We start from the raw sequence: 21704 nt of genomic DNA on the forward strand, positions 1-21704 counted from the left end.
AAGACAATCACAGGTACCACGCAATAAAAGCCGTTCTCCTATAAACTACGGAAATCGGCTTTTATCATTTATATTGAACACCTTTATTCATGTAAAAAGATTAAGATTTATTAGCGATTATCATAAAACGTTTTGAATTTGTACGGATTCCTTTTTCCGTTTTATTTGTTATGATGAATTTTTCCAAAATACCAAAGTCCTCTTTCTCTTCACCAAATCTTGGTATGATAGGTGTGTGTGTTAATAGGAATAAGAGGTCTTCAGGTGTTTGGTAATAATCAATCGCATCATATTCTAATATTTGCACATCAGTAAAGCCTGCAGACTTCAACTCTCGAACATACTTTTCTTTTAATGTGCCGTCTTTTTCCCCTAAGCATTGTCCTCTTCCAAACGCTGCTTTTAAGTTCCATTTATCATGTTCGCTGACTTGCTGCGTCAAAAAGATACCACCCTTTTTTATTACTTTTGCTACTTCTGCTGCAACAAAAGGCGCATGACAACAAGACACAATGTCAAAAAAAGAGTGTGGAAACATCAAGCCTTCGGACTCCATTTTGAAAAATCTAACGTTTGATACACTTGCTTTTTCCAAATTAGACTGTGCTGTTTCTATCATTCCACTTGAATTATCAATCCCAATCATGAATAAGGCTGCCGGTGCAATTCTTAATACATTCTCTCCCCCGCCTGTACCAATATCCAGCAAAACATCTGAGGGTTTGCATCTCTCTATTACTTCTTCATAAAACTCCCACATCGCACCTTCAGTTACGTATTTCAGTTTACTAAAATCCCAGCCGTTTAATTTTCCAACTTTATCATAAAAATTTTTGTAATCTAATTCATTCATTTTGTATATCCACCTTCCAAAAGAGTGTAAAAACTAAGTTTCTGAGACTTGTTAATGAAATCGTCCAGTCCCTTAGCTTGATAAGAACAGTGACTACCGAAACAGATTCAAAGCCTATATTTCCGAAAAAGGGCAGACTTCTCCCTTGATGGCTGGTACGCGTTTTTTTCCAACCCGAAAACTAGTTACTTCGAACAATACGGAAAGTCATCTACTTCACCTCATTTGAAAGATTATATTTCATTATACGCCATAACAATTTTTGTATATATCGTGGAATGCAGACTATTAGATGAATTCTATTGAAACGTATTTTTAATTCTATTTCGCACTATTAATATAATTCCACCTAAAATTGATAACATCCCTAAAGGCATTGTATTGGATTCTGTACCTCCGGCGTTAGGAAGTTCCCTGTTATCGTTTTTCATTTTAAGAGGAGTGTTAGTTTGTTTCGTCTGTGTTAATTCAGAGACTTTCTTGTCTACATTTTGCTTTGTCTGTGTTAATTCAGCTATTTTCTCTTCTACATTTTTCTTCGTACGTGTTAATTCAGTTAATTTATTTTCTACATTTTGCTTCGTCTGTTTCAATTCAGAGACTTTCTCTTCTGCTACATTTTGCTTCGTACGTGCTAATTCAGTTAATTTATTTTCTATAGTTTGCTTGATCTGTTTTAATTCAGATACTTTCTCTTCTATATTTTGCTTCGTACGTGCTAATTCAGTTAATTTCTCTTCTATATTTTGCTTCGTCTGTTTCAATTCAGAGACTTTCTCTTCTGCATTTTGCTTTGTCTGTTTTAATTCAGACAATTTCTCTTCTGCATTTTGCTTGATCTGCTTTAATTCAGATAATTTCTCTTCTGCATTTTGTTTCGTCTGTTTTAATTCAGACAATTTTTCTTCTGCATTTTGCTTGATCTGCTTTAATTCAGATACTTTTTCTTCTGTATTCTGCTTCGTCTGTTTTAATTCAGAGACTTTCTCTTCTGCATTTTGCTTCGTCTGCTTTAATTCAGAGGCTTTCTCTTCTGCATTTTGCTTCGTCTGCTTTAATTCAGAGACTTTCTCTTCTGCATTTTGCTTCGTCTGCTTTAATTCAGAGACTTTCTCTTCTGCATTTTGCTTCGCCTGTTTTAATTCAGAGACCTTCTCTTCTGCATTTTGCTTCGCCTGCTTTAATTCAGATACTCTCTCTTCTGCATGTTGTTTCGCCTGCTTTAATTCAGATACTCTCTCTTCTGCATGTTGTTTGATAGAATCGTGTATTTTGACGGTATCAGGAACTTCAGCATTAATGGTATCAGCTCCTGTTATCATTGCTAAAGCTAGTGTGGATATTGCTACTGTTTTTTTCGTACTCATCATTTTGTACCTCTTTTCTTTCATGAGTAATGAACCATTATGTATAAATCTAAAGATGCAAATATCATAATACCAGTATAACATTATACCAAATGTTTACAAACAAAACTAGAATAGTAGGTCTATGTGTAATTGGAGCCAGTATAGTCATGTGGACATAATGTAGTTCAGTCTTTACAATGGATTTCAAGGAGAAAGTGTCCGTATGGCAAATACGAAATTTCAGGAAAAATTCACCACATTAACTATCCCGTAAGAAAGGAAGGTATACATATGACAGAGATATTGAATTTATCTTTATACTTCATTTTGTTTATCCTAATTATATCCATAGTCTGTTTCATCTTATTAGTACTCATGAAGATTTTCGGAAAACAAATGAATAATCGTCGCTCTGTTGAAAAAGAACTAAAAAAACATTCTTCAATAACAGATACAGCAGGACATAAAGACTCAAACATAACTACCAAAGATGCTGAAGCAGATTGGATGAATGCAGTGATGACAACATCTTTTCTTGCTGCAGCTATGAAAAATGCTAATGAAGATTCAAATATCGACCATGATTCAGGAACTAGCAACGATAGTTCCGATGCAGCAAGCCATACTGATTCATTCGATAGTGGGGACTCATAGGGTGAATCACTATGAAGAATACTTAGCTTTAAATGATAACATCCGCTCCGAGCTCTTTAAGGAAAACATGATTTACAGAGCTAGCGGTTGTTGTGACATGTGTACCAAATGCTTTCGCAATCAGAATCGCAAAACTCCCGATCCCGCCTGCTCCTGCATGAATGAACACTCGATCACCCTTTTGAATTCGTCCATAATCCACTAAGCTTTGCCAAGCTGTTAATCCAGCAAGAGGAACAGAGGCCGCCTGAACAAAGCTAAGGTTCTCAGGCATCTTTGCTATATGTTCTTCTTTTGCAATCACATATTCTGCATAAGAACCCTTACCTACATTCGCTAGTTTTGTATACACTTCATCACCAGGCTTATATTTTGTTATATTTGTACCTACTTTCACTACAATACCTGAAGCATCTAATCCTAAAAATAATAGGGAATGAAAAAGGCAATTTCTCTTGTAATTCTCCCTTTCTCGTTTTCCAATCAACTGGATTTATCCCGCATTAACGGACCGTAACACTCCCACCTCAAAATTCAGCGGAAGCGAAGAAGTTAGGTGGGAGTGTTACGGTCCGTAAAAGCCCGATTGGTGAGGGCTAATAATCAGTGGGGGATGAAGAAAACCCCCACTGATTAAAGTTTCACTTTATAGCTGCCGCACAGCATATCAAGAAAATTGCCAACTACTTAGCCTAGCTAGGCTAAGTGGTTGGCAGGCCTTTTTGATTCTTTTTTAGTTTAGCGAGAATGCTTTGTGAATAGATGAATTGCTTTTTCAGGTACATAGAATTTCCCATTGCTTTCTACAACGATGCTTCCTAATTCATAATCTTTTCCATCGATACGGATCATATTTTTATTAACAAACAATTGAGCCTGCGCTTTATTGTGTTTTACTACAAGCACCGGGTTTGCTACATCTTTTTTGTCAATCGTTACAGTTGCACCAATTTGTTTAAAGGCTATTTCAGCATCTAAGAATAATTTGTTTGTTAATTCTCCTAAGTTAAAGCCCATTGCTTTGGCCATTGTCTTCGCAATGTCCGTATTTTGGACGAAACCGTATGGCTTCCCGGGGCCGTAAGAGTATAAGAATACATCTTCACCCGTATGACCACCTGTTGTAAAACCGATGTTCGCACGGTTGGCCAATAATTTAGTAAGGATTGGACCTACATCGGCTTTCTTTTGTGCAGCTTTTAACTTTTCTTTTTCATCATCAGTTAGGTTGTCTAAACCGTAAAGTGCAGCTACCTCTTTTATATTAGATAAATCATCTTTTAGTTTATTTGTAGCACCTTCAAGTGTCATTTTTGCCTTTTTCAGTGGAGCAATGTAGGCAGATACCGGTGTGGTATCATATCCTTTTGTAGTATTTTTATTACCAATGGAAATACCGCTATTACCATGGTCCGCTAAAGCAATGACCATCGTGTTCCCATCTTTTTTCGCAAACTTTAACGCTTCTGCAACCGCATCATCAAATGCCAATACATCGCTAATCATCCCGATTGGATCATTGACATGTGCTGCCCAATCTGGCTTACTACCTTCTACAAATAAGAAGAAACCATCTTTATCTTTTGATAATGTTTGAATTGCTTTTCTCGTCATTTGGGAAAGTGTTGGCTGCTCAGGGTTGGTCGCTTCACGATCCATATCAAACGCAAGTGCAGTATTTGAGAACGAGCCCCAAATTTTATCGGATTTAGAGTTTAACAGGGCATCCTTTGTTTCCACAAAGTCGTACCCTTTGTCTTGAATCACTTTTATTAAATCTTCGTTGTCTTGCCGGATTCCACTGCTTGCCGCAGGCTGAAGTACTGCCTTTCCCCCGCCTAACACGACTTCCATATTTTGATACACTTGCTGCTCACCAATCACCTCAAAATTTTTGCGAATAACATGGTGAGCAGAAAAACCAGCCGGAGTTGCATGCTGAATTTCCGATGTAGCAATGATTCCTGTTGCGCGGCCTGAACGCTCTGCGCCTTCTAAGACGTTGGCAACTGGGCGACACTTGTCTTCTTCTTTGATTGGTTCTAAGCCAGGTGAATTCACAACAGAAGGTAATACACCCACGTAGCTTGAATTTGATTTATTTCCTGTCGCTAAAGCTGTTGCTGCTGGCGCTGAATCCGTAATGGCTGATTCTGCCGAATAAGTACGAACACCTCCTGATACGATTTGATCTAGTGCAAGAGGTGCACCTTTATACCATCGAGCCAATGTTGTGGCTGAAGAGCTTGTCCCATCCATAACCATCATAATGACATTTTTGGGTTGCTTCCCTACTTTTTTTGCCTCAGCTTTTACCTCGTTATCGTTCATCATGATTCCTGCACCTAACAAACCTAGTGCTACCGTTCCAGCTAATGTTAGTCCCATCATCTTTTTACGAAAATTAGTCATTGTTGTCCCTCCATAGGTTGTTTTCGACATCCCCAATCTAACATTCGTATGTAAACAAGCTTTTGATTTTTTATTAAGTTTATGCAAGCTTATATATTTTCTTTTGCTTTTTGTTAGTAGTACCCTATTGTCACGAAGCTAACACTTGAATCCCCCCCACCCTTGCATAATAGCAGGGAATTTCTTGATGATGTAGAAAAAGGTCATATGCTATACGAATCGTATAGTGAATCAAATGATATAAGGGGGGAGTTATTGTGTTAAGAAAACCAAAGAGATTACAACCAGGAGATCGAGTCGCGACAATTAGTCCTTCTTGGGGAGGCGCAGGCGATCCGGAACTTAGATGGCGTTATGAGCAAGGGATAAAAAGATTAGAAGAAGTTTTTGGTCTTGTGGTTGTACCTATGCCAAATAGTTTGAAAGGTTCAGATTATATTTATGAGAACCCACAAGCTCGTGCAATAGATTTAATGACGGCATTTCAAGATAAAAGTATTACAGGCATCTTTGCGAATATTGGTGGCGAAGATAGTATTCGCTTGCTTCCTTATATTGATTTTGATGTTATACGTGAAAACCCAAAAGTTTTTATGGGTTACTCTGATGTGACAGTTTCACATTTATTTTGTCATAAAGCAGGCATTTCTTCTTTTTACGGTCCAGCCATTTTAACCGATTTTGCTGAAAACGTTGAGATGGATCCATATACGATTGAAATGGTAAATCGAACACTCTTTTCAAATGAGATGATTGGTGAAATTGGACCGGCTAAAGAATGGACAAGTGAGCGTTTAGAATGGATAGAATCGAACAAGAATAAACGGCGGACCATGCAGCAGAACACTGGATATGAACTACTTCAAGGCTCCGGTATTGTACAAGGCCGTTTAATTGGAGGTTGTATTGAAGTACTGGAATTCGCAAAAGGAACAGAACTTTGGCCTGAGAAAAAATATTGGGAAAACAGCATTCTGTTCTTTGAAACATCTGAAGACAAACCAGATCCAACTTATATAAGATATTGGTTACGAAATTATGCTGCGCAAGGCATTTTACAAAACACGAATGGACTCATTTTCGGCAAACCGAAAGACGAGAAATATTATGAAGAATATAAACAAGAAATTGTAACAGTTATGAAAGAATATGGTTTAGAAGATTTACCGATTCTTTATAATTTAAACTTTGGTCATACCGAACCTAAGTTTATTTTACCTTATGGTGTAATGGCAGAGATTAATTGTGAAAGGAAGACATTTTCGATTTTGGAGAGTGGCGTGCAATAGAATTGCCAATTCTCCTTTGCTGATGGGTTTCAGGATATATTTTTACAACTGAAAAAGGTTCCTTAACATTTACACTTCGTTTGTTAAGGAACCTTTTTATCATTTATTATTCCTGTTTACTCTTTGCCTTTATTTGTTCCTCATACACAAACTTAGCAGTCATAAAATCATTAGGAAAATCACCTAATGCTTTTTTCATAACATTTAATTCCTCTTGTGATTTAATTTCAACACCATTTAAGAAATCGAAAGCCTTAGATTGTTCACCCGCAACGAAGTTCTGCGTCATGTAATCATCTGGGAAATCTTGTTTTGCTTTTTCTTTCACTTTATTCATAGCACCTGCCTTATCAATGCTTTTCATAGGATTTGTGAAAGCACCTGTAGCTTGTTGCGGTTCCTTTTTAGGTTCTTCTTTCTTTTCTGGTTGCGCAGCAGGTTGCTTCGCTTCTTGTTTTGGCTCTTCTTTCTTAGGTTGTTCTTGCTTTGCAGTTTGAGCCGCCGGAGTTTGGACATTTGCCTGTTCTTTCTTCGCCAATTCCTCTTTTAATTTTTTCACTTGTGCATCAAGAACTTTATTTTCTGATTCTAATACAGAAATATCCCCTTTTAATTTTTCTTTAAAGTGCTCATCTACTAATTTATTATACTCCGCTTCCGTATACGTATTTTTGCTACTTGTTGTTGAGTTTTCTGTCGTAGTAAAGATAAAGATACTACTAATGCCAATAATGACAATAAATGCAATTACAACACCTAGCACACCGAAAATCAGTTTTTTATTCATCCTAAACCTCCCAAAATGTAAGATTTCCAAAGCGATCCTAACAGATTGAATTACAACTTTTTCGTCATATTATGTCGAATAAAAAACAAAAAGAAAGGAGATAGAATATAACATTAGTAAATTATATACATGTATTGAATATGTTATGTATTTTAGGAGATGACGTATGCTAGATGAAAATGAAATTAGATACCTTGTTACATGCTTTTTTCTCCTATTTTGTACGGTTACAAATATTAATGAATCGAGGAAATCACAAACAGTTTTACACAGAGGATAGTAAATATTCTTAAGTTGATAGGCACATAGAAAATACTGGGGTATCAACATTTCAAAGTTCTATACATGTGAACGGGCACGTTGTCACGGAAGATATTTTCCTTCCGATAACGTGTTTTTTTATTTACATAATGTTCCTTGGTTTTAGAAAAAGATATAATATAAATCTCGAATATACATTGAATTCTTTATATTACAGCTAAAAAAGGAGAGTGCATGTTGAAAAAACGAACAATAATAATAGGTATTACTGCATATGGCTTGTTATGCATGTCATCTGTGTATATATATACAAAACAGATCGCCAATCCTGTTATGAGTGATGTAGGTAAATTACTTCCTACAAAGATTAAGCGGGTTGAAAATGCGGAGGATGAGCATGCCTTACAGAAGCTAGTGAAAGATGCGAATACTTCAGGTGAGAAGATTTCAATTGCCGGAATGCAGCATAGCCAAGGCGGACAAACTTATTATCCAAATGGTACGGTGCTAGATATGAAAGGTTATAACAAAATATTAGAGTTTGATCCAGAGAAAAAGAGAATTCGCGTGCAAAGCGGTGTGACATGGGATGATATTCAAAAGAAAGTAAATCCATATGGTCTTGCTGTGCAAGTGATGCAGTCTCAAAATATTTTTACAGTTGGCGGTTCGCTAAGCGTAAATGTACATGGACGTGATATTCGTCATGAAGCACTCATTGATACAGTAGAATCATTTCGATTGTTAATGGCAGATGGTACGGTTAAGAATGTAAGCAGAGAAGAAAATGCTGATTTGTTTCCTTATGTTATTGGAGGTTACGGATTATTCGGTGTGATCTTAGATGTGACGCTTAAGCTAACGGATGACGAACTATATGAAATGCAGACAAAAACGCTAGATTATAAGGAGTATACAGCATATTTTAAAGAGAAGGTGAAAAAGGAAGAGAATGTTCGAATGCACCTAGCGCGTATTTCCGTAGCTCCAAACTCATTTTTAAAAGAAATGTATGTAACAGATTATGTTGTAGCAGAGAACCAAAATAAACGGGAAGAATACAGCAAACTAAAGGAAGAAAATATTATTGCTGCACCGAAATTTTTCCTTGGATTATCAAGGTATAGTGACTGGGGAAAGAATACGTTTTGGGATATACAAAGGAACTACATGGAACGCATAAATGGAACATATGAAACTCGAAATAATGTGATGCGATCAGATAGTACGTTTATGGAATACGAAAATCCAAATCGAACAGAGGTTTTACAAGAATATTTTGTACCTATCGATCACTTTACAGCGTATATAGATGATTTGCGAAATGTATTAAACAAAGAAGAATTAAACCTTCTTAACATTACGATCCGTTATGTAGAAAAAAATGAGAATGCGGTTTTATCCTATGCAAAAGATGATATGTTTGCACTTGTGCTTCTTATTAATCAAGGACGTTCTGAGAGTGAAATAAAGAAAACGAAAGCAGTGTTAGGGAAGATGATAGATGTTACTTTAAAGCACAATGGAAGTTATTATTTACCTTATTATTCCTATCCGACGAAGCAGCAGCTTGAGCAAGCATATCCTCGTATAGAAGAGTTTCTTCAAAAAAAGAAGGAAAGTGATCCGCAAGAACGTTTTGTAAATTTATTTTATAAGGAGTACAGTGAATGACATATAGAAGATTTGTAACTTCGCAAAGTATAATCATGATGGCCGGTAGTATGGTATTCCCCTTTTACATACTACTGCTTCGAAATGTTGGAGATAGTTTCTCTCAATTTGGTTGGGCATATGGCTTATTTACGTTAACTTCAGCTTTAGTGTACCCACTAGTTGGAAAGATATCTGACAGGTTTGGGGATAAAAGGCTATTAATTGTATATGCTTGGTCTATGGCGGTATTAATGCTCTTTTTTCCCATTGCTACAGAAGTTTGGCATGTTTATATTCTGCAAATTATAATGGGCTGCTTAGGTGCCGTGCAACGCAACACAGAAAAAACATCACTTGCACGAAAAGTAGAAAGTAAAGAAGCAGGCTATGAAATAGGAAAATACCATGTATGGACTTCAATTGGTGGTGCAGTAGCTGTTATTGCAACAGGGTATCTAGTAGATTTTTTAACGATTGGTACCATTTTTTATATTGCTTCAGCTTTATATATGGTGAGCGGTATTGTAATAGGGAGGCAGAATAAATAAATAAATAAATAAAAAAAGAGCATTACTAATGCTCTTTTTTACAGAGTATTGAAAAACAATTTTGTCATGAACAAAATCGTTTTATTTCTTGCTAAATCGGCGTAATCCTTACGCTATCCCATTATATCATGTTTATTAAATTATACTTTATGGCATATTGAACAAGTTCACTTTTTTTAGAAAGATTAAGTTTGTTCAACATTCTCGTCTTATGAGTATCAACCGTTTTTATACTGATAGTTAATTCTCGAGCAATTTCAGACAATGAAAAACCTTGCACAAGAAGTTGCAATACCTCTCGTTCACGTGGACTTAAAATTACATACGGATTTCGAGAATCTGTTTCGTTTTGCATTTTTTTAAGCATCGTTGAAATTTCCTTTGGGCGAAGGTATATGTACCCATCCATAACGGAATCAATGGCATTGTATAACTCTTCATCCACAGCTGCTTTCGGGACGTAACCTGAAGCTCCCGCGTTCATGATTGATGTTATATAATCCTCATCTTCATGCATGGTAAGCACTATGACTTTCGCTTGTTCATAACGTAATTTAACCTCTGTTAGAACCTGAATTCCATCCATGCGTGGCAAAGATATATCCAATATTAGAATATCGGGCCTTAAAATGCCGTAAAGTTGAAGTGCTTCGAGTCCATCAGAGGCTTCACCTACAACTTTTAAGGACGGTCTTTTTTGTAATAGTAGTTTTAAACCCGCTCTCATCAAAGCGTGGTCATCAACTAGCATTATGCTGATTGTCTTTTCCATCTTGACACCCTTCTCTCTGTTTTAATGGGATAGACACCATAATCTCAGTCCCGCCGATATTGTGCGTTCTGATAAAAAATGAACCACCTAGTAATTCTGCTCTTTCTTTCATTCCATATATTCCGATTCGATTTTGCTGGCGAGCTTTTTCAAAATCGTTCTCATTTATACCGTGACCGTTATCACGGATGTTCAACAAAGTAGAACAATCCCTTATCTCCATGTTAATCACAATCTCAGTGGCTACTGTATGTTTCACTACATTGGTAAGACTTTCTTGAACGATTCGGTATAGCGCTACAGCAATATGACTATCTATGACAGCAACATCGTCATTAGGAGCGTGTAGAATTACCGTAAGAGCGAATTTTTCTTCAAATTTTCTTACGTATTTCCTTAATGCCGGAATTACTCCCATATCATCAAGGATGGGTGGCCTTAATTCTACTGCTAAATCTCTAATTTCTCGTAAAATACCTGCCGCAGTCTCTCGACTTACATTAAGTAACTCCAGTTGCTCGGCATCTTTAGCTTCATTAGCCAAAATACGCATTGTAACCATTAGAAAAGTAAGAGCTTGGCTTGTTTCATCATGAAGTTCACGAGAAATTCTTTTTCTCTCCTCTTCATGAGCGGATAATAATTTCAAAATCAACGTATCTCGAAGGGCATCCTTTTCTTGAAGTTCCTTCAATAATTTTTCTACTGCAGTCCTAGAACTAATTAGATTGTCAGCCATTTCATTAAAAGCACGCGCAAGTTTTCCAACTTCATCGTCACCCTCCGCTTTAGCCCTTAAGGATAAATCACCCGCTGTTATACCTGCTGCTGTATCAACTAAACTATTGATTGGTCGAGTAATGATACGAGTCACATAATAAGCTATACCTGCCGCTCCCATACAGACCAAAAATGTAGCAACAACCAATTCTATTATTTTAGTAAAAATATAGCTTTTCGCCTGCTTTTCTGCCATTCCAACTCTAACAAATCCTACACCTCCCTCTTCGATTGGAACCAGTATGTCATGGATATTTCCTTCATCTGAAGTTAGGATAGCGTAATTTTCAGTATTGATACCATCAGGCTTATGTGCGTTTACTATTCCTTTCGGCAGGTGTTTGGAGAATGTATTTCCGACAAGGACATTATTATTGTTAATGACCAGTATATAACGCACATCTTTGTTGGCTTCCTGTGCCCGGGTAATGAGAAGATGAATCGAATAGTAATCGTCAGTCAAAATGTAATCCGAGGACAATGCCGCAATATTATCGGCAATATTTACACCACGTTTTTTTAGGTCCTCTGTCATGATTTTTGTGAGTGATTCCCAAATGATACATCCTAATACTAGGGCGAGAAAGAGTAGCGAAACGAATATAGCTCCAAATATCTTCTGGTTTATTTGTAATTTATTCAGCCATTTCATAGATGACCCTCATATAACCTTGGCTCAAATGGAACAAAACGATCAATAAACAGTCCCTGAAACGCTGGTTTTATTATTTCTTGTTCGTGCATAGAAATGAAACTTTCTTTGATAATTCGCTTCTCTTCATCAGGTAAATTACTGTTGATGACAACAGGACCGGTACCAATCGGTTCCGTTTTTGCAATAACTTTTAAATCCTTAATCAGTTCTGGATTTTTAAGTTTGGTACGCTCAAAGACTAAGCTATCAACAGCTGCAGCATCAACAACCCCATTTATCACAGCACTTAGGGAGCTTTCATGATTATATGTAAAAACATAACGACTAAAGAAATGTTCTGGCGTTTCACTTAATTCAGCTAATTTTTTCCTCACAAAAATATATCCGGAATAACTGGTTGGATCGCTAAAAGCAATGTTTTTCCCTCTTAAATCATATATACTAGATATTTCTTTTTTGCTGTGTACGACGACATAACCATAATAATATGGAACCCCCATTCGCTCTTGCATGGCAATTGCTTCTAGACCTTCAACATGTCTGTAGGTAATATATGCTCCTGTTGAAAGTATGGCTATATCAGCACCTCCATTCATCATCAACATACTAATCTCATTATAACTCTTGCGCTGAATGAGAATTACAGGTCTATGGAGCTTCTCTCCAATATAGTTAGCTATTTTCCTGTAGTACATAATTGTATCAGCCTTTGATAACACACTTGAAATTGCGATTCGTACAGGAGAGGGCTTGTCATCTTGTGAACCAACAGGCGTGGTGTCAGATTCGGAGAAAACAATTTGAGGGCTTGAACGCTCATGCTGACATCCTATTAAAAGTAAAGTAATAAGCAATATTAAAAAAAGCCTCAAACAATTTATCATACTTTCCTCCATTCTTGTAGGCGAGGAATTTATCCCCCTATTCCTTTTGGATCCTCACCTCAACATCGAGAGACAAACAAAGAAAACAGATAGGGATAACTACCCGTAAAAACTCGATTGGTGAGAGCTTTCCATAAGTGGGAGATGAAGCTCCCACACTTATGGAAGTTTCACTTTATGTATTAATCCGATTTACTGAATCATGCTTGATTCAATGTTTTTGAAGTTTATATTTATATATTACTTCAGAACAATCTATGAAATCTACGGAAGATCGTATACAACACTACTTTTCGTGTCAGAGCTGTGACAGAAAAGTAGTGTTGTATACAAATAAAAAACGATGACTTTCTTTTTAGGGAGAGCAGAGCAGTTATCTATGTATATATAAATACAAATTGATTTTTCAACATATAAGTCGCTGCTATGCAGAACAAAACATGACCGCTACTTGCTTTCTCCCTTTGTTTTAGACTTTGCACGTGGCAGGAAAAGGAACTGACCTCTTCTATGCATGGCCAGTTGCTCTCGTCCTCCCCTAAAAAGAAAGTGGTTTTTATGTCATTTTTTCAATTTGTATTTATATATTGTTGAAAAATTAAAACAGGTTTATATAGCCATGAATATTGTTTGTAAGATAATTTCTGACAGACTCTACTATTTTATCTTACATAAAATCAGATATTTACTGATAGTTTAACGAATTGCCATATAAGATAATGTAACCAAGGAGGTATATAACACAAGTATTTTTGAAAACGTCTCCACCAAATTGGCACTCTATTGAAATGCTAAATTTCATGCTAATCTAAGTTTTTTCTGTAAATCAAAGTAAAGAAATCGAGGTAGATAGTATGTTCTCATTTTTGAAACCTAAAATCGCTACTACAAAAATAGCACCAGATCAGGTTCAAACAACCTATAAGCTTTTCCGGCTTCAATCTTTATTAGGAGTATTCTTTGGTTACATAGCTTACTACATAGTACGCAACAATTTCGCCTTATCTACTCCTTATCTGAAAGAACAACTCAATCTTAGTGCTACAGAAGTAGGGCTATTAAGCAGTTCCATGCTTATTGCTTATGGAATTAGTAAGGGCTTGATGAGTAGTATAGCGGATAAAGCTAACCCTAAAAGGTATATGGCGCTCGGGTTGCTTCTGTGCGCTATGGTTAATATTATGATGGGATTCAGCACCGCATTTTGGATGTTTGCAATTCTCGTTATTTTCAATGGATTTTTTCAAGGAATGGGAGTTGGACCTAGCTTTATTACTATTGCAAACTGGTTTCCTCGTAAGGAAAGAGGAACTATCGGTGCCATATGGAATATTTCTCACAATATAGGTGGAGGTATCGTAGCACCTATCGTTGGTATGAGTTTTGCTATGTTAGGCTCCAATCACTGGCAAGCGGCAAGCTATCAAGTTCCGGCTGCTATAGCCATTGTTATTGCACTAGTAATACTAACCCTTATTAAAGGCTCACCGGTAAGTGAGGGCTTGCCTCCGTTAAGCGAAATCATCAAGGATGAATCCGATTCGAAAATGCAACAAAGCGCTGACTCAAAACCGCCAGTAGACATGAGTGCCTGGCAGATTTTTAAGAATTATGTTTTATTTAACAAAAATGCATGGTTCGTTTCCTTCGTAGATGTTTTCGTTTACATGGTTCGTTTCGGCATTATAAGCTGGTTGCCTATTTATTTGTTACATGTAAAACATTTCACTAAAGAAGAGATGAGTGTTGCCTTTTTATTCTTTGAATGGGCAGCTATTCCTTCTACTCTGTTGGCTGGTTATCTATCAGACAAATTATTCAAAGGACACCGCATGCCGCCAGCAATCATTGCTATGACAATGATACTCGTCTGCATCATTGGTTACTGGCAAAGTACATCTTTACATTGGGTAACTATCTTCGCTGCCATTATTGGATGCTTGATTTACATTCCACAGTTTCTAGCTTCAGTACAAACTATGGAGGTAGTTCCATCTTTCGCTGTTGGCTCTGCAGTTGGCTTGCGAGGTTTTATGAGTTACATTCTAGGTGCATCTTTAGGTACTACCCTCTTTGGTGTAATGGTTGACAAAGTAGGATGGAATGGTGGTTTCTATGTATTACTAGCAGCAACCGTCTGCTGCATCATATGCTGTATATTCGCCCATCGAGGAGCAAAAGAGCTGGAACTCAACAGAAAGCAGGGGCTCCAATCCTAAGATAACTATATTCTGAGGATATTATAGACAAAAAAAGATTGCTGTTTAAGCAATCTTTTTTTCAGGCTGTAGAGAAAGCCTTCTCTACAGCCTGTTTTTGTGTCTGAACATCTTTTTATCTGTCAACACTGATAAAAAAGATGTAAAGGAGCGATGTTTCATGATGGGAGCACTGAAAAATCATCGTGATGAGCGTGTAACAATTTCTGTAGAAGAGTTAGTTCCACACGATCATTTTCTTCGTGCAATTGAAGCCACTATTAATTTTGATTTTATTGAGGAGAAGTTACGTCCCTATTACTGTGAAAATAATGGCCGTCCCTCTATTCATCCTATCGTTTTATTTAAAATGATGTTTATTGGTTATTTTTACGGTATTCGATCGGAACGTCAATTAGAAAAAGAAATTAAAACAAATATTGCGTACCGCTGGTTTTTAGGGTTTTCTTTATCAGATTCCGTTCCAGATCACTCCACAATTAGCTGGAATCGTCGCACTCGTTTTCTTCATACAAACATTTTTGAAGAAATCTTCGATGAAATCGTACGTCAAGCGATGGAACATCGTATGGTGGGAGGACGTGCATTAATGACAGATTCCACTCACGTGAAGGCGAACGCAAATAAAAATAAATTTGTGCACAAAGTAAAAAAAGAGCGTCCTAAATTATATATAGAAGAATTAGAAGCGGCAGTCATGGGAGATCGGGAGAAACACGGAAAAAAGAATTAAAACCAAGAAAGGAAAGTGATACCCCAATCAAAAAAACACGTGTAAGTACAACGGATCCTGATAGTGGCTTTTTAATGAGAGATGGAAAACCAAATGGTTTTCATTTCTTAGACCATAGAACAACTGACGCAAAATATAATATTATTACAGACACTTTTATTACGGCTGGAAATGTAGCGGATGCCAAAGAACTACATGGCTATCGATACGCGCTCGTTTTCAAGGGCTGAAGTCTGTCCAAATGCAGGCTTAGCTCACCGCAACCTGCCAAAATATGGAAAAAATAGCCCTTCACCCGCCAAAAAAGGGTCAGGTGAAGGGCTATTTTTCTTATTTCTATCATTTTTTAGTGTTTTTCACTCATTGGAAATTCAATTTTTACCTACTGAAACTTTCATGTTCATTAGCTTTTCCGCACATCGAAAAATGCTGGAGAATTTCCCTTTTCCATTATAGCAATAAAACCAGCTTATATCATATGAAATATTGCATACGAGAATATATTGATATAATGTTATGCGCTCACTATAATAAGAGTATAAAGATTTACAACATCTTAATACTCAAAAAAGAGGAGGAAATAACATGGCAATCGCAATGGCAGTTTTAAAATTTTTAGGTGGAATCATCCCATTCGTACAAGAACTTTTAAAAGCAGTAATGTAAGTTCATTATTCCGAAATTGCAATTATATGTAAAAAAATATCACACAAATGATCTGCACATCAATTCATTCTTGATATACAGATCATTTGTGTGAGCAAACTTTTAACAAGAAAAAGAATCCAAGAGAAATCATAAGGGATTCTTTTTCTTTATGTAGAGGTTCAGCCGGATACGTGTAAAACCAGGTCATAGAAATACATTTTTTACCAATAGTTATTTATCGAGGATATTTGTAACATAAACGTTCATATTCTAACCGTTGAACTAGCGTAATCAACCCATAAGTTTGAACCAGTCTTTTCATAAAAGCATATGTCGCTTGTGTATCTCTCTTTTTACGCAGTTGAATATCAAGCGTTTGTTCCTCTTTGTCAATGGCGCGATATAAATAGTACCACTTTTCGCTTCCTCAATTGAGTAATAAAAAATGATTCAATGTGTTTTCATATTATATAATTTTTAAGTTCTTCCCAAGCTGCATGTACAATGAATTCCACTTCTTCTTCTGAAGAATAGGTTCCAATGTTTAGATACGTTATTTTATCTAAATAACAAGACAATCTCTCTTTTCTAAATGCACCCTTCATATCATCTTTTATAACTAAATGTAAATTCCACTGTTCATTCCCAGCGTTTTCAATGAGATAATCTGAAGGATGAATCTCTTTATCTTCGAAACCTGATTGATTCGCTTCCATCAATTTCATATCTATTTTCTCCTTCAAATGCATTTATTTTTATCGTTGCAGTTCCATTTATTTCTTATTCTATTTCTTTCTTATTCCATTTCTTTATATACAATAACAACATTACTCATTAAATATAATATTGTTATACATTCGTTACTATCTAAATACATGACAAAAAGCTTACAAATGTGTAAGAAAACGAAGCGTTTATGCCGCGAAATATTGGTGCTACCCCATGCCCATCAAGCTAATATTCTGAAGTGTCCCCAAAACGAAAATTTTATTATTTTACAGTTATTTATGAGAATTCAACTCATTTTCTTCGTTCTGGGGAACTACCAATTTCTTAAGTTGATAGTAGCTATGCAATATTTATACGGGAAATAAGAACAATTCTGAGAAAACATACGTAATAAAACAAGAATGTATATATTCTTGCATAAATCTTTTAAAAGAGAAATAGGTCTAATCCTTGATGAATATAGAGCTAGTCTCTGTGTTTACTGCGTATAATGATGCGTTATGTTAACTTCACATGTATAGAATATACAAAAGAAAAAGTGAAGAAATGTAGAATACCTCACTATTTATAATGGTGAAATTTGTTACATATGGAGAGGAGAGAGATTTTATGATGATCTGGATACCAATAGTTACAGGAATTATAATTGGTTTGGCGATTTTAGGAATCACCTTTTTACTTAAAAAGATGTTTAAATCAAAAGTGATTTTATTTTCACCTGCAATTTTATCCATGTTAGGTTCAACCTATTCGATATATTATGGTTTAGTAGTAATTAGGGGGTTTGAAGGCGTAGCATATTTATTTATAGTTTTTCCAGTTTATTTATGTGCGATAGATGCAATTGTTTATGCTACTAAAAACAAAAACACCTAATTCAAGAATTACTTCCGATAACACTGATTATGTGAATGGAAGGTCCCTTCAGTACTTGAAGGGACTTTTAAAGGTTTTGTGATACTTTATGTTAGCGAAAAGTGCTTTCATGTGCAGAAAACACCTTTTCAGTCTACAACTATTTTTTAACAGTCTAATACTTTTTTCTATAGTCTAAAACATTTTTTAATGAGACAGAAAGAACTAGCAAAATATATAAATTACTACAACAACAAACGAATTAAAGCAAAACTAAAAGGCATGAGCCCTCGTACAATACCGAACTCATGCCCCAAAATCCGCTTAATGAAATGACATGTCTAACTTTGTGGGGTCACTTCAAAGGAACGAGGGATTCTTTTCTGTTTTATCTTTTTATCAGAACCACATTAAATAAAGAGCTTTCTACTAATAAACTTATTCATAACGAAGGGCTTCAATTGGATCTAATTTTGCTGCTTTGTTCGCTGGAATCAACCCGAAAATAATACCAAGTGTCATAGAGAATAACACACCACCAACGACTACTTGCCATGAAACAAGTGGTGGCCATTCTGCAAATGTTGACACAATATATGCACCGCCATAACCAAGGCCAATTCCAATTAGTCCTCCAAGAAGCGTTAACATAACAGCTTCAATTAAGAACTGTAGTAAGATTTTACTACGCGTTGCCCCAAGTGCTTTACGTACCCCAATCTCACGAGTACGCTCTGTTACAGATACAAGCATAATGTTCATAACACCGATACCACCAACGACTAGTGAGATACCAGCAATACCACCGATAATCATCGTCATGATATTTGTCATTTTAGAAATACCCTCTTGAATTTCTTTTAAGTTTAGTACCTCATATTTACCTGTAAACTCACTTGGCTTACGACTATTTAATACATCAGCTGCTTTCTTTCCAGCGGCATCTAAATTATCGACTTTTTTCGCTTGAACAGAAATACTTTGAATTTCATCTGTTCCATACAACGTTGGCCATAACGTTAATGAAATTAACGCCTCGGAATCTCCCATTCCCATAAATCCGCTTGCCGCCTCATATACACCAATGATTTGCATTGGCTGGCCTTTCATTTCGATGATTTTTCCAATGGGATTCTCTTTTTCAAATATCTTTTTTTCTAAACCAGTGCTAATCATGACAACATTATTTCCTTGTTCAATATCTGTATCATTTAAAGAACGACCTTTTTTTACCTTAACTTTATTTACAGCAAAGTATTCATCGTCTAGCCCTTTTATATTTACCATTTCTTTTTTATCATTAACATCAAGTGTTTCCATATTTGAATTTGTCTTAATTACATGTGCAATCTCTGGAATCTTCTTAATTTCAAAAATATCTTCTTCCGTCAATTTTGGTTGTCCTATTGATTCCATACCGGATGGATCATTCATGTCGGCCTTATAATGAATAGAAATCACACCATTTCCAGAACCAACAAATTGTGATTTTAATGCAGCTTCCCCGCCCTGCCCAATCGCAACAACGGTAATAATAGAACCTACACCGATAATAATCCCAAGCATTGTAAGGGCTGAGCGCAGCTTATGAGCTAGAATAGAAGATAGGGCAATTTTGATACTATCTAGTAAACTCATACCACACACCTTCTGTCTTCTGTAATTTTTCCATCTCTTAACACAATACGGCGTGAAGAATATGCAGCAACTTCCTCTTCATGCGTAACCATAACAATCGTCGTACCTTCTGCATTTAACTTTGTAAAAATATCCATAACTTGTTCCCCTGACTTCGTATCAAGAGCACCAGTTGGCTCATCGGCCATAATAAATGTTGGATCATTCGCAATGGAACGTGCGATAGCAACACGCTGCTTTTGCCCACCTGAAAGTTCGCTTGGCAAGTGATGCACACGGTCGGATAATCCGACTTTCCCAAGTGCTTCAAGAGCTCTCTCGCGGCGCTCTGCTTTCTTTACACCACCATATATAAGTGGAAGTTCTACATTTTCTACTGCTGAAAGACGTGGCAATAAGTTGAAATGCTGGAATACAAAGCCGATATATTCATTACGAATGAGTGCAAGTTTTGACTCGTCTGCTGTTAAGATATTCACAGCGTTCAATATGTATTCACCCTCTGTTGGACGATCTAAGCAACCGATAATATTCATAAGTGTTGATTTTCCTGAACCAGAAGGCCCCATAATCGACACAAATTCACCACTTTGAATTGTCAAGCTAATGCCATGTAAAATCGGTACCGCAAGCTGCCCTTGATAATATGTTTTATGAATGTTATTTAACGTAATCATTTTTCTTTCACTTCCATTCCGTCATACACGTTGTCGGAAGGATTTTTAACCACCTTTTGCCCCACTGTTACGCCTTCAAGAACTTCTATCCAGTCTCCATCAGTAGAACCTTTTTTCACATTTTGTTTACGAAGCTTTCCTTTTTCTTCTACATAAACAAATGCATCTTCGCCTTTTTCTACAATGCTCTTGCTAGGAACAGCAATCATATTCTTGTTTTCTAAACTGACTTGTAAGGATACATGATAGCCTGGAGACAATCCTTCTTGTCCATCTAAACTAGCTTTATATGTATACTGAGACATATTTTGTGTTGCTTCACCGCCTGCGCCAGCTGCTGCCATTTCTGCACTCGTTGGGAACTCACTTACTTCTATGATCTTCCCTGTCCACTTCTTCTTACTATTCGTTTTTGTAGTTACAGTGAATGTTTGATCTTTTTGAATTTTTGATTTTTGAATTTCTGTTAATGTCCCTTGAATTTGGAATGGATCTTTAGAAGCAATTTGTAAGAATGCTTTTCCTTGTCCGCCCATTGCTTGCGCTGAGCTTTGTGCTGCATCTTTATCTAGCTTTTGTACAACACCCGAAAAATTACTATAAATAGTAAGTTCATTTTGTTTTTTCTTTAACTGCTCTGTTTGTAATTGACCTTTTTCTTTCTCTAGGCCAGTTGTTTTTTGCTGCATCTCTAATTCACTTACTTGTTCTTCTAAAGGGTCTGTTACTTCTTTGCCAGCACCGCTATCTTTTGCTTTCTTAATCTCTTTATTTAGTGACTCTATTTTCTTTTCCCCTTGATCATAGCGCATACTTGCCATTTTTTGATCAAGCTCAGCCTGCTTCAATTGTAGATTAATTTCTTCATTATCATAGGAGAATAATTTCGTTCCTTTTTCTACTTCTTGCCCTTCTTTCACCACAATATCCTTTACTTTTCCTTTTGTCGGTTCTGCATAGAAGCTCTCAATATTCCCAGGCTTTACTTGTCCAGAAATCAATTTTGTATTATTAAGTTTACGTTCTGTTACTTTTTCGAAGCTAACAGCATCTGCCTTTGCCTCACCTTTTTTCTTACCTTGCATCACAAAAATATTGATGGCTGCAATGACAATAATTAATGCAATAACCCCAATGATAATCCATTTCTTCTTCTTTTTCTTTGGAGTACGAACGATATTTGGTAACATAATTTATCTCCTTTTTTATTAGTCTATATTTTTATCGTAAATTATTAATATAACATGAAGTAAATATAAGCACATTATGTAATATTGCATAATATGGGTTCTGGTGCAAAATTGT

At 36.2% G+C, this 21704-nt stretch carries 17 protein-coding genes and 4 pseudogenes; 8 read left to right on the top strand and 13 right to left on the bottom strand.

Annotated elements, in window-relative coordinates; all coding sequences use genetic code 11:
* Positions 1-100 precede the first annotated feature (100 nt).
* Both MHH45_RS11555 and MHH45_RS11560 read right to left on the bottom strand, forming a co-directional pair.
* Entirely contained in the window at positions 101-853 is a 753-nt protein-coding gene (locus MHH45_RS11555; RefSeq protein WP_088094452.1) for a class I SAM-dependent methyltransferase, read from the bottom strand.
* Positions 854-1152: 299 nt separating this feature from the next.
* A complete protein-coding gene (locus tag MHH45_RS11560) occupies positions 1153-2220 on the bottom strand; it encodes an LPXTG cell wall anchor domain-containing protein (RefSeq protein ID WP_249922730.1) in 1068 nt (355 codons plus the stop codon).
* Between the two features lie 273 nt (positions 2221-2493).
* Here MHH45_RS11560 and MHH45_RS11565 point away from each other — a divergent pair, with 273 nt between their 5' ends.
* Positions 2494-2856, top strand: a complete 363-nt coding sequence (locus tag MHH45_RS11565; protein ID WP_016113368.1) for a hypothetical protein — start codon at positions 2494-2496, stop codon at positions 2854-2856.
* A 31-nt stretch (positions 2857-2887) separates the two neighbouring features.
* On the opposite strand, the pseudogene MHH45_RS11570 reads toward MHH45_RS11565, so the two are convergent.
* Together MHH45_RS11570 and MHH45_RS11575 are read right to left on the bottom strand one after the other, a co-directional pair.
* Positions 2888-3353 (bottom strand): annotated as a pseudogene (locus MHH45_RS11570) (NADP-dependent oxidoreductase); the annotation flags it as partial.
* A 241-nt stretch (positions 3354-3594) separates the two neighbouring features.
* Entirely contained in the window at positions 3595-5268 is a 1674-nt protein-coding gene (locus tag MHH45_RS11575) for an alkaline phosphatase (protein ID WP_088094450.1), read from the bottom strand.
* A gap of 257 nt (positions 5269-5525) precedes the next feature.
* On the opposite strand from MHH45_RS11575, the gene MHH45_RS11580 reads away from it, so the two are divergent.
* Complete coding sequence (locus MHH45_RS11580) at positions 5526-6557, top strand: S66 family peptidase (RefSeq protein ID WP_016113365.1); 1032 nt, start codon at positions 5526-5528, stop codon at positions 6555-6557.
* A gap of 106 nt (positions 6558-6663) precedes the next feature.
* Here MHH45_RS11580 and MHH45_RS11585 read toward each other — a convergent pair whose 3' ends face one another.
* Positions 6664-7344, bottom strand: a complete 681-nt coding sequence (locus MHH45_RS11585; protein WP_088094449.1) for a hypothetical protein — start codon at positions 7342-7344, stop codon at positions 6664-6666.
* 495 nt (positions 7345-7839) lie between these two features.
* On the opposite strand from MHH45_RS11585, the gene MHH45_RS11590 reads away from it, so the two are divergent.
* A complete protein-coding gene (locus MHH45_RS11590; RefSeq protein ID WP_016113363.1) occupies positions 7840-9279 on the top strand; it encodes an FAD-binding oxidoreductase in 1440 nt (479 codons plus the stop codon).
* The gene (locus MHH45_RS11595; protein WP_016113362.1) at positions 9276-9809 is read left to right on the top strand and encodes an MFS transporter; all 534 of its coding nucleotides are present in this window, start codon (positions 9276-9278) and stop codon (positions 9807-9809) included. The genes MHH45_RS11590 and MHH45_RS11595 overlap by 4 nt, the downstream gene beginning before the upstream one ends.
* A 121-nt stretch (positions 9810-9930) precedes the next feature.
* Here the strand turns inward: MHH45_RS11595 and MHH45_RS11600 are convergent, their stop codons facing one another.
* Genes MHH45_RS11600 through MHH45_RS11610 form a run of 3 tightly spaced genes read right to left on the bottom strand, consistent with a single transcriptional unit; the run spans position 9931 to position 12900 of the window.
* The gene (locus tag MHH45_RS11600; protein ID WP_016113361.1) at positions 9931-10581 is read right to left on the bottom strand and encodes a response regulator; all 651 of its coding nucleotides are present in this window, start codon (positions 10579-10581) and stop codon (positions 9931-9933) included.
* Entirely contained in the window at positions 10550-12013 is a 1464-nt protein-coding gene (locus tag MHH45_RS11605; RefSeq protein WP_016113360.1) for a sensor histidine kinase, read from the bottom strand. The genes MHH45_RS11600 and MHH45_RS11605 overlap by 32 nt, the downstream gene beginning before the upstream one ends.
* On the bottom strand, positions 12010-12900 hold the full coding sequence (locus MHH45_RS11610) for a substrate-binding domain-containing protein (RefSeq protein ID WP_016113359.1): 891 nt from the start codon (positions 12898-12900) through the stop codon (positions 12010-12012). Before MHH45_RS11610 ends, MHH45_RS11605 begins: the two co-directional genes overlap by 4 nt.
* Before the next feature lie 854 nt (positions 12901-13754).
* Here MHH45_RS11610 and pgtP point away from each other — a divergent pair.
* Both pgtP and MHH45_RS11620 read left to right on the top strand, forming a co-directional pair.
* Positions 13755-15119, top strand: coding sequence for a phosphoglycerate transporter PgtP (gene pgtP / locus MHH45_RS11615; protein ID WP_016131658.1), 1365 nt, complete (start codon positions 13755-13757; stop codon positions 15117-15119).
* Positions 15120-15279: 160 nt separating this feature from the next.
* Positions 15280-16040 (top strand): annotated as a pseudogene (locus MHH45_RS11620) (transposase); the annotation flags it as partial.
* 755 nt (positions 16041-16795) lie between these two features.
* Here the strand turns inward: MHH45_RS11620 and MHH45_RS11630 are convergent.
* Together MHH45_RS11630 and MHH45_RS11635 are read right to left on the bottom strand one after the other, a co-directional pair.
* Positions 16796-16918, bottom strand: a pseudogene (locus tag MHH45_RS11630) (DDE-type integrase/transposase/recombinase); the annotation flags it as partial.
* Between the two features lie 43 nt (positions 16919-16961).
* Entirely contained in the window at positions 16962-17225 is a 264-nt protein-coding gene (locus MHH45_RS11635) for a hypothetical protein (RefSeq protein WP_088094713.1), read from the bottom strand.
* Between the two features lie 613 nt (positions 17226-17838).
* Between MHH45_RS11635 and MHH45_RS11640 the strand changes: the two genes are divergently transcribed.
* Together MHH45_RS11640 and MHH45_RS28070 are read left to right on the top strand one after the other, a co-directional pair.
* Positions 17839-18105, top strand: a complete 267-nt coding sequence (locus MHH45_RS11640; protein WP_088094711.1) for a hypothetical protein — start codon at positions 17839-17841, stop codon at positions 18103-18105.
* Positions 18106-18312: 207 nt separating this feature from the next.
* Positions 18313-18412 (top strand): annotated as a pseudogene (locus MHH45_RS28070) (IS3 family transposase); the annotation flags it as partial.
* 110 nt (positions 18413-18522) lie between these two features.
* Here the strand turns inward: MHH45_RS28070 and MHH45_RS11645 are convergent.
* The 3 genes from MHH45_RS11645 to MHH45_RS11655 are packed head-to-tail and all read right to left on the bottom strand — an operon-like array spanning position 18523 to position 21589.
* Entirely contained in the window at positions 18523-19722 is a 1200-nt protein-coding gene (locus tag MHH45_RS11645) for an ABC transporter permease (RefSeq protein ID WP_088094710.1), read from the bottom strand.
* Positions 19719-20399 (bottom strand): ABC transporter ATP-binding protein, encoded by a 681-nt coding sequence (locus MHH45_RS11650; protein WP_088094709.1) that lies wholly within the window; start codon positions 20397-20399, stop codon positions 19719-19721. Before MHH45_RS11650 ends, MHH45_RS11645 begins: the two co-directional genes overlap by 4 nt.
* On the bottom strand, positions 20396-21589 hold the full coding sequence (locus MHH45_RS11655; RefSeq protein ID WP_088094708.1) for an efflux RND transporter periplasmic adaptor subunit: 1194 nt from the start codon (positions 21587-21589) through the stop codon (positions 20396-20398). The genes MHH45_RS11650 and MHH45_RS11655 overlap by 4 nt, the downstream gene beginning before the upstream one ends.
* Between the last annotated feature and the right edge of the window lie 115 nt (positions 21590-21704).

Source organism: Bacillus sp. FSL K6-0042 (genome assembly GCF_038006685.1).
In the GTDB taxonomy this organism is placed as follows: Bacteria; Bacillota; Bacilli; order Bacillales; family Bacillaceae_G; genus Bacillus_A; species Bacillus_A pseudomycoides.

Coding starts and splice junctions, on each gene's coding strand:
- MHH45_RS11555 (WP_088094452.1), bottom strand. CDS start 853: ATGAATGAATTAGATTACAAAAATTTTTATGATAAAGTTGGAAAATTA.
- MHH45_RS11560 (WP_249922730.1), bottom strand. CDS start 2,220: ATGAGTACGAAAAAAACAGTAGCAATATCCACACTAGCTTTAGCAATG.
- MHH45_RS11565 (WP_016113368.1), top strand. CDS start 2,494: ATGACAGAGATATTGAATTTATCTTTATACTTCATTTTGTTTATCCTA.
- MHH45_RS11575 (WP_088094450.1), bottom strand. CDS start 5,268: ATGACTAATTTTCGTAAAAAGATGATGGGACTAACATTAGCTGGAACG.
- MHH45_RS11585 (WP_088094449.1), bottom strand. CDS start 7,344: ATGAATAAAAAACTGATTTTCGGTGTGCTAGGTGTTGTAATTGCATTT.
- MHH45_RS11590 (WP_016113363.1), top strand. CDS start 7,840: ATGTTGAAAAAACGAACAATAATAATAGGTATTACTGCATATGGCTTG.
- MHH45_RS11595 (WP_016113362.1), top strand. CDS start 9,276: ATGACATATAGAAGATTTGTAACTTCGCAAAGTATAATCATGATGGCC.
- MHH45_RS11600 (WP_016113361.1), bottom strand. CDS start 10,581: ATGGAAAAGACAATCAGCATAATGCTAGTTGATGACCACGCTTTGATG.
- MHH45_RS11605 (WP_016113360.1), bottom strand. CDS start 12,013: ATGAAATGGCTGAATAAATTACAAATAAACCAGAAGATATTTGGAGCT.
- MHH45_RS11610 (WP_016113359.1), bottom strand. CDS start 12,900: ATGATAAATTGTTTGAGGCTTTTTTTAATATTGCTTATTACTTTACTT.
- pgtP (WP_016131658.1), top strand. CDS start 13,755: ATGTTCTCATTTTTGAAACCTAAAATCGCTACTACAAAAATAGCACCA.
- MHH45_RS11635 (WP_088094713.1), bottom strand. CDS start 17,225: ATGAAATTGATGGAAGCGAATCAATCAGGTTTCGAAGATAAAGAGATT.
- MHH45_RS11640 (WP_088094711.1), top strand. CDS start 17,839: ATGATGATCTGGATACCAATAGTTACAGGAATTATAATTGGTTTGGCG.
- MHH45_RS11645 (WP_088094710.1), bottom strand. CDS start 19,722: ATGAGTTTACTAGATAGTATCAAAATTGCCCTATCTTCTATTCTAGCT.
- MHH45_RS11650 (WP_088094709.1), bottom strand. CDS start 20,399: ATGATTACGTTAAATAACATTCATAAAACATATTATCAAGGGCAGCTT.
- MHH45_RS11655 (WP_088094708.1), bottom strand. CDS start 21,589: ATGTTACCAAATATCGTTCGTACTCCAAAGAAAAAGAAGAAGAAATGG.